Origin of the sequence: Solibacillus sp. FSL W8-0474, from assembly GCF_038004065.1 — a bacterium.
GTDB classification, from domain to species: Bacteria; Bacillota; Bacilli; order Bacillales_A; family Planococcaceae; genus Solibacillus; species Solibacillus faecavium.
Genome location: NZ_JBBOQJ010000001.1, coordinates 2,053,446 through 2,068,166, shown reverse-complemented (window position 1 = coordinate 2,068,166; position 14,721 = coordinate 2,053,446). Strand labels below are relative to the sequence as shown.

Annotated in this window: 17 protein-coding genes; 13 read left to right on the top strand and 4 right to left on the bottom strand. The window is 34.5% G+C overall.

Annotation, left to right across the window (positions count from 1 at the left end):
- Positions 1–75 precede the first annotated feature (75 nt).
- The 3 genes from NYE67_RS10130 to NYE67_RS10120 all read right to left on the bottom strand — a co-directional run bounded on the left by NYE67_RS10130 (position 76) and on the right by NYE67_RS10120 (position 2,165).
- A complete protein-coding gene (locus NYE67_RS10130; protein ID WP_340729945.1) occupies positions 76–813 on the bottom strand; it encodes a hypothetical protein in 738 nt (245 codons plus the stop codon).
- Positions 813–1,307, bottom strand: coding sequence for an RNA polymerase sigma factor (locus NYE67_RS10125; protein WP_340729944.1), 495 nt, complete (start codon positions 1,305–1,307; stop codon positions 813–815). Before NYE67_RS10125 ends, NYE67_RS10130 begins: the two co-directional genes overlap by 1 nt.
- Before the next feature lie 495 nt (positions 1,308–1,802).
- Positions 1,803–2,165 (bottom strand): hypothetical protein, encoded by a 363-nt coding sequence (locus tag NYE67_RS10120; RefSeq protein WP_340729943.1) that lies wholly within the window; start codon positions 2,163–2,165, stop codon positions 1,803–1,805.
- Positions 2,166–2,449: 284 nt separating this feature from the next.
- Between NYE67_RS10120 and NYE67_RS10115 the strand changes: the two genes are divergently transcribed.
- The 8 genes from NYE67_RS10115 to NYE67_RS10080 all read left to right on the top strand — a co-directional run bounded on the left by NYE67_RS10115 (position 2,450) and on the right by NYE67_RS10080 (position 9,146).
- Positions 2,450–3,232, top strand: coding sequence for an ABC transporter ATP-binding protein (locus NYE67_RS10115; RefSeq protein ID WP_340730904.1), 783 nt, complete (start codon positions 2,450–2,452; stop codon positions 3,230–3,232).
- On the top strand, positions 3,222–5,276 hold the full coding sequence (locus NYE67_RS10110; protein WP_340729942.1) for an ABC transporter permease: 2,055 nt from the start codon (positions 3,222–3,224) through the stop codon (positions 5,274–5,276). Before NYE67_RS10115 ends, NYE67_RS10110 begins: the two co-directional genes overlap by 11 nt.
- 10 nt (positions 5,277–5,286) lie before the next feature.
- Positions 5,287–5,964: a response regulator transcription factor gene (locus NYE67_RS10105; protein WP_340729941.1), complete on the top strand. Its 678-nt coding sequence runs from the start codon at positions 5,287–5,289 to the stop codon at positions 5,962–5,964.
- Complete coding sequence (locus tag NYE67_RS10100) at positions 5,961–6,983, top strand: sensor histidine kinase (protein WP_340729940.1); 1,023 nt, start codon at positions 5,961–5,963, stop codon at positions 6,981–6,983. Before NYE67_RS10105 ends, NYE67_RS10100 begins: the two co-directional genes overlap by 4 nt.
- A 374-nt stretch (positions 6,984–7,357) precedes the next feature.
- A complete protein-coding gene (locus NYE67_RS10095; RefSeq protein WP_340729939.1) occupies positions 7,358–7,813 on the top strand; it encodes a DUF2975 domain-containing protein in 456 nt (151 codons plus the stop codon).
- Positions 7,814–8,063: 250 nt separating this feature from the next.
- The gene (locus tag NYE67_RS10090) at positions 8,064–8,279 is read left to right on the top strand and encodes a hypothetical protein (protein WP_340729938.1); all 216 of its coding nucleotides are present in this window, start codon (positions 8,064–8,066) and stop codon (positions 8,277–8,279) included.
- 33 nt (positions 8,280–8,312) lie between these two features.
- A complete protein-coding gene (locus tag NYE67_RS10085; RefSeq protein ID WP_340729937.1) occupies positions 8,313–8,732 on the top strand; it encodes an ABC transporter permease in 420 nt (139 codons plus the stop codon).
- Between the two features lie 195 nt (positions 8,733–8,927).
- Positions 8,928–9,146, top strand: a complete 219-nt coding sequence (locus tag NYE67_RS10080; protein WP_340729936.1) for a hypothetical protein — start codon at positions 8,928–8,930, stop codon at positions 9,144–9,146.
- A 102-nt stretch (positions 9,147–9,248) separates the two neighbouring features.
- Here the strand turns inward: NYE67_RS10080 and NYE67_RS10075 are convergent, their stop codons facing one another.
- Positions 9,249–9,707: a hypothetical protein gene (locus NYE67_RS10075; RefSeq protein WP_340729935.1), complete on the bottom strand. Its 459-nt coding sequence runs from the start codon at positions 9,705–9,707 to the stop codon at positions 9,249–9,251.
- A gap of 140 nt (positions 9,708–9,847) precedes the next feature.
- Here NYE67_RS10075 and NYE67_RS10070 point away from each other — a divergent pair, with 140 nt between their 5' ends.
- The 5 genes from NYE67_RS10070 (at position 9,848) to NYE67_RS10050 (ending at position 14,605) form a co-directional block, all read left to right on the top strand.
- Complete coding sequence (locus NYE67_RS10070) at positions 9,848–10,165, top strand: PadR family transcriptional regulator (RefSeq protein ID WP_191704474.1); 318 nt, start codon at positions 9,848–9,850, stop codon at positions 10,163–10,165.
- Positions 10,158–11,363, top strand: coding sequence for a DUF2812 domain-containing protein (locus tag NYE67_RS10065; RefSeq protein ID WP_340729934.1), 1,206 nt, complete (start codon positions 10,158–10,160; stop codon positions 11,361–11,363). The genes NYE67_RS10070 and NYE67_RS10065 overlap by 8 nt, the downstream gene beginning before the upstream one ends.
- Positions 11,364–11,504: 141 nt before the next feature.
- Positions 11,505–11,984, top strand: coding sequence for a GNAT family N-acetyltransferase (locus NYE67_RS10060; protein ID WP_191704476.1), 480 nt, complete (start codon positions 11,505–11,507; stop codon positions 11,982–11,984).
- Between the two features lie 447 nt (positions 11,985–12,431).
- Positions 12,432–13,397 (top strand): M23 family metallopeptidase, encoded by a 966-nt coding sequence (locus NYE67_RS10055; protein ID WP_340729933.1) that lies wholly within the window; start codon positions 12,432–12,434, stop codon positions 13,395–13,397.
- Between the two features lie 29 nt (positions 13,398–13,426).
- Positions 13,427–14,605, top strand: a complete 1,179-nt coding sequence (locus NYE67_RS10050; RefSeq protein ID WP_340729932.1) for a DUF2812 domain-containing protein — start codon at positions 13,427–13,429, stop codon at positions 14,603–14,605.
- The last annotated feature ends 116 nt before the right edge of the window (positions 14,606–14,721 follow it).

The window sequence follows — 14,721 nt, the reverse complement described above, 5'->3', positions numbered from 1 at the left end:
GGGAACGTTATTTTTAATTAAGATGTTGTAAAAAAAATGTGGATTTGGACGGGAAAGGGAATAAATTCTCATTTATTATTGATTAAGTATTAATGAAATAGAATCCGATTCTTGATTTACAACAATATCCTGTTGTTCAGAAGTGCCGTCTGTATAAGTTACAGTTACGCTAATTAATACGTCCTCTTCTATCGAAATGTTAGGAGGAATTGCGAGTGAGTATTTAGATTGCTGCTGCTCGCTATATTTAACGGTAAAGGTATTACCAATGTCTTTTATAGCTTGGAATATTTCTGAATTAGGTTCATTCGTTATATAATTAATTTTTTCTAGTACTAGCTGATCTTTGTTGGCTACTTCTTCCTTAGACAAGATGACATCCTCTATAAAAGTTCCATTATTAATTTCATATATAATAACATCGATATTATCTCCAGAAACTTGAAGTGAGACATCAGTAAAAATTAAATTATCTCCGTCCCCACTTATACTAGTTATACCATTTAACCGATCTAACACGCCTAAATCGAATGTCGTTTTTTCTTTTAAAAGTTGATGATCTGTGCTGTCCGCCGCATAAGCTGTAATCGTAAAATTGACTAATTGAGAGTTTCCGTAATGATTAGTAAACGGCAAGTTGAACAGAAGTAGTAAAAGAATGCCAAACACACTTGCGACAGAACCCCACTTTTTAAAATTGATGTGACGCGATTTTTCTCGCTTTTGGTCATAGCATTCCTTTTTCAAGCGATTTTCTATTACCTTAGACATTTCAATTGAGTTAACAGCATCTTTTATTTTACGTTCATCCATCATTGTTCCTCCTCACAATAATTTTGGCGAATAAGCTCTCTACCTCGTTGTAATCGCTTTTTAACTGCTGCTACTGTAATGGTAAGTATTTTCGCTATCTCCTCAACCTTATAGCCTTCTACATAGTGGAGTAATAATACGACCTTTTGCTTGTGAGGCAGTTTCATAAGAGCTTCAAGTAAACCGTAATTTTCTTCATTTTTACAATAAAGCTGCAAGTTATTAATATCGAGGTGTCTACGAATAATATTGTATCTTCGCATATTTTTGCAGCGATTCGTTGCTACCGTAATGAACCAAGCTTTTTCGTGTTCGGAATCGTTAAAAGTAGGCGCCTTCGATAAATATTTTATAAATGTATCTTGCACAGCATCTTCCGCATCGGATTCGTTGCATAAAATAACTAGGCATATCCGAAATAACATATTTCCGTATGTATCTACAATTCGGTCTATATCTATCTCTATTTCAGTCGTAGAAATAACCTGTTGCAAAGCGAATCAGCTCCTTTCTTCACTTACTACACACTTGAAAATATCGTTTGGTGACTTTTTTTGTAATTATTTTTACAAATATTACTATGACTTATTCATTTTACTGTATAAGTTAGTTTTATATAAAGCGAAGAGGCACTAAGTGAATAAGATTCGCTCAGTGCCTCGCAAAGTTTCATTTGGAAACGGTATTTAAATTTATATTGCATACAATTAAATTTTTATTAACTATAATTGTAAATGTAAATTAAAGCTATAATAGTAATTATCGGGTAGAAAATAAGGGTGATTAAAGCTTTCGTTTTCATATTCCTAGAATTGCATCTTAGTTTCAAAATTAAATCACTTATTATATTACAGTCTTTTCGTAAAATAATAAAAATGCACTGCACCCAAAGCGTCCTTTTGATATGTTACCTCAATTCAGTTCGACTGAATTGAGCAGTCCTTTTTAAAATGATTTCTCGCAACGTCTCTGAGTATTGATTAACAAAGTTATACACCAAAGTGAATCATCCATTTATCTCCTTTTATTGCCTCGGTTATTTTTTTCATCAATTCTTCTAGTTCTTTTGATTTGTATTCGTCATTTGCTTCACTAACAATATGTAAAAACTGTTTATGAGAACTCGGTGGTATCAATGTTATACCAAAATAGGCAAGGTTTTTATAGGGTCTATTTGTGTTATGTGCGAATGTATTTAACTGATGCATTTTTTCACCAAAATCCTTAGACATTAGTTCATCAAGGAGATCACCATCCACAATTATGCAATCATATTTTTTGGGTTCATAATGACTATATTCTTTATCTTTTTCTATACAAGCAACTATCCCAAACTCGTGAACGTAAGGCATATTACACCCCCCTCGTTTTACCTTAATATATACCTCTACTATCCTATATTTCAATGAATATTTATATAAAATGTCCAAAGAGGTTCCCAAAGTGATGTTTGATATGTGCGTATAAAATCATTTAAATTGGTTGGGAGTATTGAAATCGTAAATTGAATGAATAAAAAATGGAATTATATTGTAAATTAATTCCTTCTATTTCAAACCTTACGCCAACTGTAAGAGTAATTTTGCTGTTTTTTGTAGTAAGGTAATGCTAAGGAAACAAACAGGAGGCTGTAATGATGAATGCGTCGAATAAATTACTTGAAGTGAAAGAAGTACATAAAGTTTTTGGGGAAGGACAAAGTGAAACAAAGGCATTAAATGGTGTCACTTTTGATGTTTTACCAGGGGAGTTTCTTGGCATCATGGGAGCGAGTGGTTCAGGAAAGACAACGCTATTAAATGTAATCGCTACAATGTTGAAGCCAACATCAGGTCAAATATTACTAGAGGGGCAAAATATTTCATCGTTCAAAGGGGGGCAGCTTGCTGCATATCGAGGCAATCACATTGGCTACTTATTCCAGCAATTTGAACTGATTGATAATTTAACAGTGAAAGAAAATATCGTGTTGCCGTTAGCCATTCATGGGATCCCTGTAAGTGCACAGGAGCAACAGTTGTCGGAATTAGCGAACAGATTTGATATTGAAGACCTGTTACATAAATTTCCGTCACAGTTGTCGGGCGGTCAAAAGCAGCGGGTTGCAGCTGCAAGGGCATTAATTTCCAATCCTAGTATTGTCCTAGCAGATGAGCCTACAGGGGCGCTAGATACGAAAAACGCAAAAGTTTTAATGGAGAAGCTATCTGAACACAATCAACTGCAAGGCTCTACGATTTTAATGGTGACGCATGATGCGAATGCAGCTAGCTATTGTTCTAGAATTTTGTTTATCCAAGATGGGGTCATTTTCCATGAACTACGCAGAAATGTACTGGATGAATCGCAAGAGGCATTTTATGAGCGCATCGTGATGGTGATGGCGCAGCTTGCTGGAGGTAGTAGTAATGTTCTTTGATTTTGTGAAACGTAATAGCCGACAAACGCGAAAGGAAAACGGGGTGTATTTTGCATCGTTGATTGTATCGATCGTGGCGTTTTATGTGATTTTGTCACTAGGTGAACAAGATGTGATGCGGTATTTGAAGACAATTGAAAGTAATGCAGTAGATCGCTTACTATTATTAATTCCCGTACTTTATGGGTTTTCACTAGTATTCGTGTTCTTCCTTGTGTATTTTGCCAATCGCTATCAGATGCAGCAGCGTAGTCATGAGTTCGGTATGTATTTAATGATGGGGATGAAGCAAAGTAAGTTATTTCTCATGATGATGGGGGAAGCGATATGGAATAGTATCATGTCGCTTTGTATAGGCTTACCGATTGCTTTGTTTATAACGGAGCTTATTAATTTAACGACGTCTCGTTTAGTTGGCTTGGGCATTGTAGGACATGCATTTCGAATTTCATGGATTGGTATCCTATTAACGATTTGTGGTTTCTTTCTTGTGCAATTATTGGCAATGTTGATTTTGAGCTTTAAGTTGAGCCGAAAAGAGCCGCTTGAATTACTTCATGAGGATAAAGAAAAGTCGCAAAGTACAATGACACCTAAATGGGGTGTAGTCAGTCTACTATCCGGTGCTACTTTACTGCTTGGGACAATCTTTTTATGTATCGCATACGGTATGGCGATTTTATATTTACGAAATTTTGATTACAGTGTATTTGCAATAATTTTACTAATCGGTATAATGGGGACGTTTATAATGTTCCGCGGTTTAGGCAGCTTGATTGGTGTTTATGTGAAGAAAAAAGGTAAATCCACAACAGGTCTATCGATGTTTACAGCGAGACAGCTACAGGAAAACGTACTGCATCAATGGAGCTCACTGGCAATTTCATCATTACTTATTTTAATGGCGATGGTGTGCTTTGCGTTCGGGACGTCTACTGCTTTAACGAATGATGCAGCAGCTACGCGAACAGTGGACTACACGTTTAATGATGAAAAGGCAGAAATTCAAGCGGTTGTGCAATCAGCGGGATTAGCACCATATGTCGAGCAATTTTACGGCATGGCGTTGCACAATTTTTACGCAAGCGAAGATGAGTCAACATTAAACTTTCATTTTGCGTGGACGGGATTAATGGAGGAAATATCGAATGCACCTGATTCAGAGGCTAAAAATATTTTAATCAATAACTTTTCACAGAAAGGTAATCCTTATTTTATTTCATTATCAAGCTATAATGATATGCTACAAGCAGCAGGTAAGGAACAAATTGTACTAGCAGACAATGAAGTGGCGATGTATTCAAGTGATGTTACAGGTTCTTCTTATGATGTATTAAAGGATTTATTACAAAAGGAACCGACAATTGAAATTGCGGAGAAAAAGTATACATTAGCATCAAATCTATACTCAGATAATATTGTAGCGGACCGTGCGATTACGTTAATGTATGCACTTATCGTACCGGATACATTGTTCACTCAATATTTTGATGAAGCTGATACGTGGCTGTGGAATATGACGTTAAAAAGTGATTTCGTAAAAGAAAAAGGGCTTATGCAGGCAATGCTTGAAGTCGATCAAGTACTCAACACAATGGGTGTGCAATTTGAAAGCTACCTTGCAAGTATGGGCAGACAGCTATTTTATACGGTAGCAGCTACCTATACTACGTTTTACTTAGGCGTGATGTTTTTACTAATCGCCAATACGGTGCTAGGCTTGAACTTTTTAATGCAACAAAGAAGCACGCGTAGTCGCTACGAAACACTTGCGATGCTCGGTGCAAATGTACAATCCATCTGTCAGTCTGCACGCAAGCAAATTTGGTTATATTTTATTTTAGCGATTACAGTGGCACTTATTAGTGGTATTTTTGGGATTTGGTCTTTATTAACCGCCATGCCAGCAGCTGAGTATAATGTTCGTAATATCAGTGTGATTGGACTTGTTGTGCTACTATTTATAATAATCGAAGTGTTATATATTCGGATGATACAACGAAAAAGCGACGCAGAAATACAAAAGCTAAACGATATTGACTAGAGGTGTTTGTATGGCGAACATTGTCATAGTAGAAGATGACCATTTTCTACGTGAAGAATTACAACATATTTTACAAAAGGAGGGGTACTCAGTTGTGAGTATCTCTACTTTTGATGCCCCTGTTGAAGCGATTATAAAAGCCAATCCGTCCCTTGTATTATTGGATTTAAATCTGCCGAATATGTCCGGCTTTCAAATTTGTCGTACGTTAAATGCGAAGGGCGTTGGTCCAATATTAGTGTTAACCGCACGTAATCAGTTACGAGATGAACTGCATGCATTAGAGCTCGGGGCGGATGATTTTTTAAATAAACCGTGTCATCCGAAGCGACTCATTGCCCGAATCGAAAAGCTACAACAACTGTACGCTACAATGCCTACACTATTAAAATGGGCTCAATTCACACTAGATGAAAGAGGAAATATTTTATATGCTGCTCAGCAGTCTGTCGCCTTATCAGAAAATGAAGCCATTATGATGAAATTATTTATAAACAATGCACCAGCAATAGTGACAAAGGAGCAACTTTTTACAGAGCTATGGGGAAGTAATGAATTTGTAGACGAGAACATTTTACAAGTTAATATGACGAGACTTCGAAAAACGTTAGATAAAGTGGGAATGTCACAGTCAATTAAAACAGTCAGAGGTGTAGGCTATCAATTAATAGGGGGCGAAACCTCATGAAAAAAGTCAATTGGCTACATCTATTTCAGCACTCGCATCACTGGATTTTACTCCTTTTTGTGAATAGTGCTTTATTTATATTTTTAGCGTGGGTAGCTTATCCAAAAGAATTTAAAATATTAGTACCGACGATGCTCATTATCACATTGGTTACGATGTTGTATGGGGTAATTATTACATTGAAAAAACAGCAAGAAAGACAAACTACTTTTTATCAGTTTTTAAAAGAGCCCTCTCTTGAGAAGGAAGCACAATTATTACAAATTTTAGGGAACTCCTATAAAGAAGTCGTCCACGATTTAGCCAATGAATTACGTCGCCTGCAAGATGAAGCACTAGAGGCAAAGTACCAATCATTAGAATATCAAACGTTTATCGAAAGCTGGGTGCATGAAATTAAAACACCACTTTCATTACTTCATTTTGTGTTACAAAATCGGAAAGAGGAAATGTCTTCTTTAGTTTATCAACGGCTAGATCATGCAAATATAACGATTCATGATTACATAGAACGTATATTATTTTTTGCCAAGGTTCAAGCGGTACATGTGGATTATAGCTTGAAAAAGGTCTCGATTTTGGAATGCTTTGAAGATGTCTTACTAGAGCTACAATCATTATTGGAGGAGCAGAAGGTAAGTGTTCATACGGATATCAAGGACATTCCTGTTGTATCTGATGAAAGAGCACTTCATTTTATCTTAATCCAGTTACTTGTAAATGCAATTAAATATCGAAACGTAAATAGTGAGAGTTTTATTAGGATAGAAACCGGCTTTGAACATGAAAAAGACAGCTATTATGTGAAAGTAGCTGACAATGGACTGGGTGTCTTGCCATCAGACTTACCATTTATATTTGATAAAGGATTTACTGGAGATACTCACAATCAAAAGCAATCTACAGGAATGGGCTTGTTTTTAGTGAAAAAATTATGTGATGATTTGCAAATTGAAATGAAGGCCGAAGCAGAATATAAGCGTGGTTTTACAATGAAGTTATTGTTTCCGAAGGTTTAACCGTATGAAATTGAATAAAAATACTAACGAAGCTACTCGTCCATGAAACGGTTAGACACTATTAACGTTTGAGGCTGAATCTTTGTCGAGCAAACGAAAATATAATAAGCGGAGATTTTCCCTTTATACGCTGTTAACCTTTAGTTTAAGTTGAAAATAAAGGGAATTTTTCCGTCTATTCATAGAAAAACGCACTCACTCACTTGTTTTTTAGGATGATAAGCGGAATTTCTCCGTCTATTTTGACCACTTTTAAAGAAATTAACTAAATAAGCGGAATTCCTCCCTCTATTTAAGCCCATTTTCATTTTCCTGGAAACCTTCATAAAGTTAATTCGTTTTATTGAGAAACATTGGAAAATAAGGAGGATACTATGAAGAAAATCAATTCCGTTCTTTTAAGTTTAGGCATTATCGCTATGGGCATAATCGTATTGTTTTTATGTGTATATCTTTTACCTATCCTTGCCCAGGAAGCAGCTGCTGTTCATCCGGAAGTCGCCTACTTGCAATATCCTATTTTACTTGGATTATACGCAACAGCAATCCCATTTTTTTACGCGCTTTATGAGTCATTGAATATGATATATGTGATTGAACGGAAATCATTATTTTCAAGCAGCATTATAAAAGGGTTAAATTATATTAAATATTGTGCATTCATTATCATCGCTTTATACGTAGCAGGATTTATTATACTTGATACGGCAAATGCTTTTCCGCCGATCATGGCATTAGCAGGGTTAGTAATTATTATCGTTTCCTTAATGGTAGCAACCGGATCAGTATTTATTAAAAATGTATTAATGAAAATTTCATTATCAAACTAACGACAAATTCGTTAGTAGTATAAAGAATAAAAAGAAAGCTGAAATTAGTTGCGGGTACGGTTTTGATAGGGAGAAACATATTAAATAACAAAACAATTGGGGACTAATTCGTAGTATGAATTATGTCCCTATTTGTATTGTTAGATCGGTATTTAAGCTATTTCACAGACCGAAATGGTACCTCAGCAGAATAGTTGAGTAAAGTATTGGGATTTTATAGTATAGTTGGTTTTGTAAAGGGGGAAAGGTCATGTCAAAGTATAATAGTATTTTTTTCTTCACTTTAATGATTAGTGTATTTTTCTTTTTTTTATTTAGTTATTTGTTTGACGGCGGTGATCATATAGAAACAGCGGTCTATACATTCGGTACAATAATTGTTATACTTCTATCATTTTTGGTTTCACTCATGTATTACTTAATAGATTTATTGAAAAAACAAAGATATATAAAGCATACAAAATAAAATTTAATAATGGTCAATTTAAGGAGGTGTCAAATGTTAAGTAAAAGTTCTTTTGAAAAAATTGAAAAAAATAAAAAGCGTTTCTTGCTATTTAATATAATCGTTATTTTATTTAATACAGGTATTTCATTTACGTTTGTAATTCCAAATTTAAAAGGGTTTGACTTAGCCACTTTATTTATAGCACTTGTATTTTATATTTTAGTTGGAAATATTTTTGCAGGAATTTTTATAAATAAGGTTGGACTAGTTTTCATCATTTCCTTAGTTTTATGTTCACTTGGAATGGGCTGGCGATTATGGCTCGAATGGGGTGAATTTAGTTTAGTTGAACATACAAATGTTGTCGTAATTATTGGATACCCTTGTATCATATCGTTTATTATCACTTTGATTTATATTAGTACCCAAAAATTCAAAACTAAAAAAATAATATTTGTAAATAGAGATTAGAATATAGAGTAATAGCTGAATTATATAGTAAACACACCACATCTAAATAACGTTACCAAATAAAAGCTGGAGTACAGTTTAAAAGGACAAAAATTGATTTAACAGGGTTTGTGCTTTTTCTTGACCATTAATTAGAATAATTCACTAATAATTTGCAATTATATGTTAAATTAATTTCACAAGGGGGTGAAAAATGTGGATGGAAAGAAAAGAAATCTTTTGTTCTATTTTGTAATCGGTATTACTGCAACCATTTTAGGAGTGCCATTACTGTATGCGATGGGGGTTCCTACGTTTGATGTCGTATTAACTGCATTGTTCGGAGAAGGAAGTATATGGGCTTTAGTCTTTTCTGTAATGTTAATCATGTTAGTCATTTTAGGTGCTAATAAGGTTATGAAAAGAAGTACTTAATTCTTTTTAAACTAATTGATGTATTAATTTAACAGTAAAAATGCTCAGAGAGTATATCTGAGCTTTTTTACATGGAATTCAATGGGCTGTCTTGAAAGTATGCTATTTAATGAACTCAATTAACTTTTCCGTCATTTCTTTCCCAACTGTATAAGCTGTATGGGTATCTTCGGTGTTCATCAAAGTGCTTGTTTCATCTTTTTCACTTATCCATAAATGAAAGTTTTGTCTATCTCCATTTTTGTAAATAACATCTATATAATATTCTGGATTAGTCATATCCGCTATGCCATTTACTTTCACACCACTCATAATTATAGTTTTTAACGTCTCGATAGAACTACTGTCTTCAAGAACGATTTTGTTACTTCCTTTCGTTTTTGAAATACTAACTTCTTTAATTTTTCCATCGATTTGTAATGTTGGAACCTCTTCTACCTCTGACTGCTGTTTAGGTTTATTTTCACCATTGTTTATTGCATTGCTTTCATTTGTTTGGCAACCTAAAAGAATTGTTGATGTAATAGTCAGTGATAAAACAAGTAACATAACTTTTTTCATATAATAATCCCTCCATAATTATTAGACGGAGTTAACTTCCTGAAAGTTACAAGTGAAAATAGAGTTTACAAATATTTCCGCATACTTTACTATTATGTTATACAATATATCGCGACACATAATAAAAAGGAGTGATGGACATGTCCTATAATGGTGGACCGATGACAGAGGCAATGTATTACGTCTTATTAGCGTTAATACGTCCAAACCACGGGTACCAATTAATGCAATCAATTACAGAGGTATCGCGCGGAAGATTAAAAATGGGTCCAGGCACATTATACGGAGTTCTTTCACGTATGCAAAAGGACGGTTTAATTGTTCTGGCAAAGGATGATGGACGAAGAAAAACGTATGAAATTACGAAAGAGGGCGAGCAGGCATTACGTGTGGAGTACGAGAGACTGAAATCTTTAATTAATGACAGCCGCATTTTAGAGGAGGCAAACGATGAGTAAAATTGTACGTAAAATTCGACCATCTGAATATTGGCGCATCGGTGAGCATGAAAGTTATTTTTCCGATATGTCTTTAAAAGGGCTGCATCTTCATAAAATAGGGACTTATTTTATTCATTTTAAAAAAGGTGAGCCGAAGCGGATTGAATATCGCATGGAAGTAACGAAGAAAAAATCCATAACTTATGAACAAATAGATTTGTATGAAGAGAATGGGTGGGAACATGTAACAAGCTATCAATATTTTCATGTCTTCTCATCCCCGGAAGAGAGCAATGCACCGGAAATTCATACAGACCCGGCTGAACAGGCTTATACGTTACAGCGCCTAAGTAAGATCCTTCTTGTTAATTTAATCGCAATGTCGTTAGCGGTAGCTTTAATGATTGGTTTACTGAGCGCTACATGGTTTTTGGACGGAACACCGGTTTTACGTCTAGTAGAAGGGTATATTATTCAGCAAAGTATCATGAGTATTCTCTTTCTTTATTATGTGTATTACTCAATCCAGGCAACAAAGGCAATCCGGTCATTAAAAAGAGATTTAAATGAAGGAAAAGCAATAAATCATCATGCCCCATGGCAAAGTAGTTTGCATAAAAATGCTATTTTCCCGTTTTTCTATGCTGGAATCGCGCTTGTAAGTGCTATATTGCCAGTGATGCAATTAATAAAAATGGATACTTATACTCTGCCTCAAGAGGATGGAGGCTTACCTATTGTCCGTTTGGCAGATATTGAACAGAATCCTTTACTTCAACGAGATGAATATTATATAGATGAAGTGGATTGGGCAAACCGCTACTCGACAAACTGGAGTATTTTTGCACCTGTGCAGTATGAAACAGATGAAGGTGGTATCGTCGAGGGTAGGATGTGGTTAGACGAAAGCGGCACTTATTCACCTAGTATCTCATCGGAAATTTATGAACTAACTTTTCAAGCTTTCGCGGCGCCATTAGTAAAAGATTTAATTAAATGGAATTCGTATAAAGAGGAAATTGATTCTTACGTAGAAATAGATCATGCCACACTTGATGAATTATTCGTTCATGAAGAGGAAGAAACGAAACAAATAGTTGCTGTTAAAGGTAAAGTAGTCATGTATGTCCGCTATTACGGTTATGCGGAGGTTGATCATCTAATAGAAAATGTCGCACAAAAAATAGAAATGCTTGCTAAAAAAGAGAATACCTAATACAGATTGTCGACAAAAGGTTTCGAGAGACCTTTTGTCTTTTTATTAGGCTATTTTCTAAAAGATTGTTGTTTTAAAAAAAGATTGATTTACTATTAAATGATTGTATAATAATGTAAAACTAATACAGGGGGATTTATCATGTCGTTATTATTTAGAAAATCAAAAATAGAAGATATAGAGATATTACTTCCTATTCAAAAAGCTTCATTTCAAGAAGACTTAGAAAAATACGAGGACTTCGAAACTAATCCAGCTTGCGAAACAAGTGAAAAGTTAGCGGAAAATATAAAAAAATATCAGCATTTTACAATTTTAGACGAAGATACAGTTATCGGCGCAATTGATGTTAGAGGTAGTGATGAACGTATGCATATAGATAAAGTATTCGTTTCTCCAACTAGTCAAGATAAAGGAGTTGGTACTGCCGCTATTCAGTTTCTAGAAGAGCAGTTTCCCAATGTGAAATTATGGACTTTGTATACCCCGCACTTAAGTTTTCGTAATCACTATTTTTATGAAAAATTTGGATACAAAAAGACCAAAGAAGTTCAGTTAACAACCAATTTAATTTTGTTTAAATATGAAAAATTATCAAAAACGTTAAGACCTCTTGATTGAGGTTTTTATTATGCGCTTCTTAGCATTTTTACTGTTATTTTATTGGATTTTTGACACAATATATACGAAAACAGCCTTTTATTATAAATTTCAACAATGCTAAGCAGGAACAGTTGTTCACGTTCATTGATTTTATTACTAGTCATCGTAGATATCGTATCTCACTTTATTTAAAGTGATTAATAAGTTGATTGGAATGGAGGGACCGTGACTCCACCGGGAAAAGCACGCGCGGAAGATCCACTGAATTGTGCCTGCCGTTATAGGCACAATTCAGTTAGCTGGAGCCGTGCCCGGGGAAAGCATCGGTCCTGGAATGGAAATCAACGGTTTAATGTTAATTTAATTTAATAAACACTTTTTATTGATCTAGGGTCTTAATATAATTTTGAAACGAATTTGGGACTTGAGCCGTATAAATAGTAAGAACTTTTAGGAGGGATTTTTATGTCGGTTCAAGATCCACTTTTGTTTGGTACATATTTTATCAATAATGAATTTAAAAAGATCTATAATGCTGCTACTGCAGATTTCCATACTTTAATATCTGTTAAAGATTTTATTGGAGTTGGGAAGGAATATAATAAAGGTGTAAAACATTATGAAATTGTGCATCAATTTCAATACGATGAAATTACTCAATTTGTCTGGTTGGATGATCAGAAGAAAAAAGCAATTGTCGTTGCATTTAATGTGGAAAATGTCATTCAAAGTCTTTATTTAAAGCCATATGTTACTTTTCCAGAATCGGATCAGAAATTTACGAAAAACAAATATCGTATGCCTGTTGAACAGGACTGGTTTGTATTTTGGGGCGGTACGAATGAATTCGTCAATTACCACTATCCATACGAACAGCAGCGCTATGCCTATGATCTAATTATCATGAAAGATGGCAGAAGCTATATGGATTTACCGACATTGAATGCTAATTACTATGCCTTTAATGCAGATGTTGTAGCTCCATATGCGGGGGAAGTCATAACAGTTGTCTCAGACATAAAAGATAATGTCCCTGGGGAAATGGATGAAGAGAATGCTGCAGGCAATTATGTTGTTATTGCCCACCCTAGTAAGGAATACAGTATGATTGCTCATTTTAAGAAAGATTCGATCGTTGTAAAGCCGGGGGATACAGTAAAAGAAGGGCAACTGCTTGGTCAATGCGGGAATTCAGGCAATTCATCGGAAGCGCACATTCATTTTCAAGTAATGGATAAAGCCGATATGAACGAAGCAATATCGATTCGAATTCAGTTTCAGGATGATTTTGAACCAATACAGGGCGATACAGTTAAACCACTGCCTTTTAAAGATCATTCTGAAGAAAAATTTGATAAAGTCGAGAACTCATTTTCAATTGTTGAAGTGATACAGATGATACCTAAAGTAATCGGTCAATTATTTAAGTAGAACACATCCAGAAGAAGGAGGTTGAAAGAATGACGAAAACTGTACGCAAGTTAAGACCTGCTGATTTTTGGAAAGTCGGAGAACATGAGAGCTGGTTTTCGGATATGTCCGAACAAGGCCTCCATATATATGATATAGGTACCCATTTTGCTAAGTTTAAAAAAGGTGAACGAAAGCAGATGGAATACCGTTTGGAACTGGCGAAGGACAAATATATTTCAAATGACAAAATTGATTTATATAAGGAAAATGGCTGGGATTATATAGCAAGTGACCGCTACTTTCATATTTTTGCAGCCCCGACTGAAAGAAAGACGAAAGAGATAGAAGTCAATTCGGTAGAATATATAGCTGTATTAAAATCGCTTCAGAGAAAAATGCTGCTGAATCTACTTGTAACAGTAGGAGGGGTAGCATTAATACTTTTCGTACTATACAGATTTTGGTTCCTTGATAATACTAAAATATTGCTTTTAATTGACGGGGGCTTAGAAGTTACATTATTTTTAGCTGTAATTAATTCCTTATATATAATATCTGCTATTAAAAGCTGGTGGGGAATTACGCGGGTACGTAAAAAGTTTATAGAAGGTGAATTGATCGATCATCATAAACCTTGGGAACTCTCTTTCTTATATAATAAGATTACCTATATATTTAATATAGCGATTACAATATTTGCTCTGATTATCCCGATTTACCAAATAACTAAAATAGATCATTTGACGTTACCGAATGAGGATACTTCATTACCGATAGTCAGACTGGAGTCGATTGAAAATAATCCGCATTTAGTAAGAAAGGAATGGGGTAACTATGTTAGCGTTAATTGGAGTGCTTTTGCCCCAATCATATATGAGACTTTAGAGAATGGTGAAGAAAAAACGGGGGAATGGACTGATCCGAATAACACTTACACACCAATAATATACTCAAATATTTATCAGCTACGTTTTCAATTCCTTGTAGATCCTTTAGTTAAAGATTTAGTAAAAGAAAGTAATAATGAAAGCAATGGTAAAAAAATTTTTACAGATACAACACATGAAAAATTTGACCAACTGCTAATTCATGAAGGCGATAAAGTTAATGAATTTATTTTCGTAAAAGATAAGGCCGTAATGTATGTTTCCTACAATGGAAAGGTAAAAGCAGATGTCATAATAGATCAGGCTGCTGAAAAAATTAGCTTACTAACAAATAAATAAATTGCTTAATGAGAAAAATAGAGGAATGAATTTCCGTTATTTTTAAAATAACATAAAAAATAACGGAAATAAGGGAAAGAAATTCCGTTATTGACCTAAAAAACATGAAATTTCAG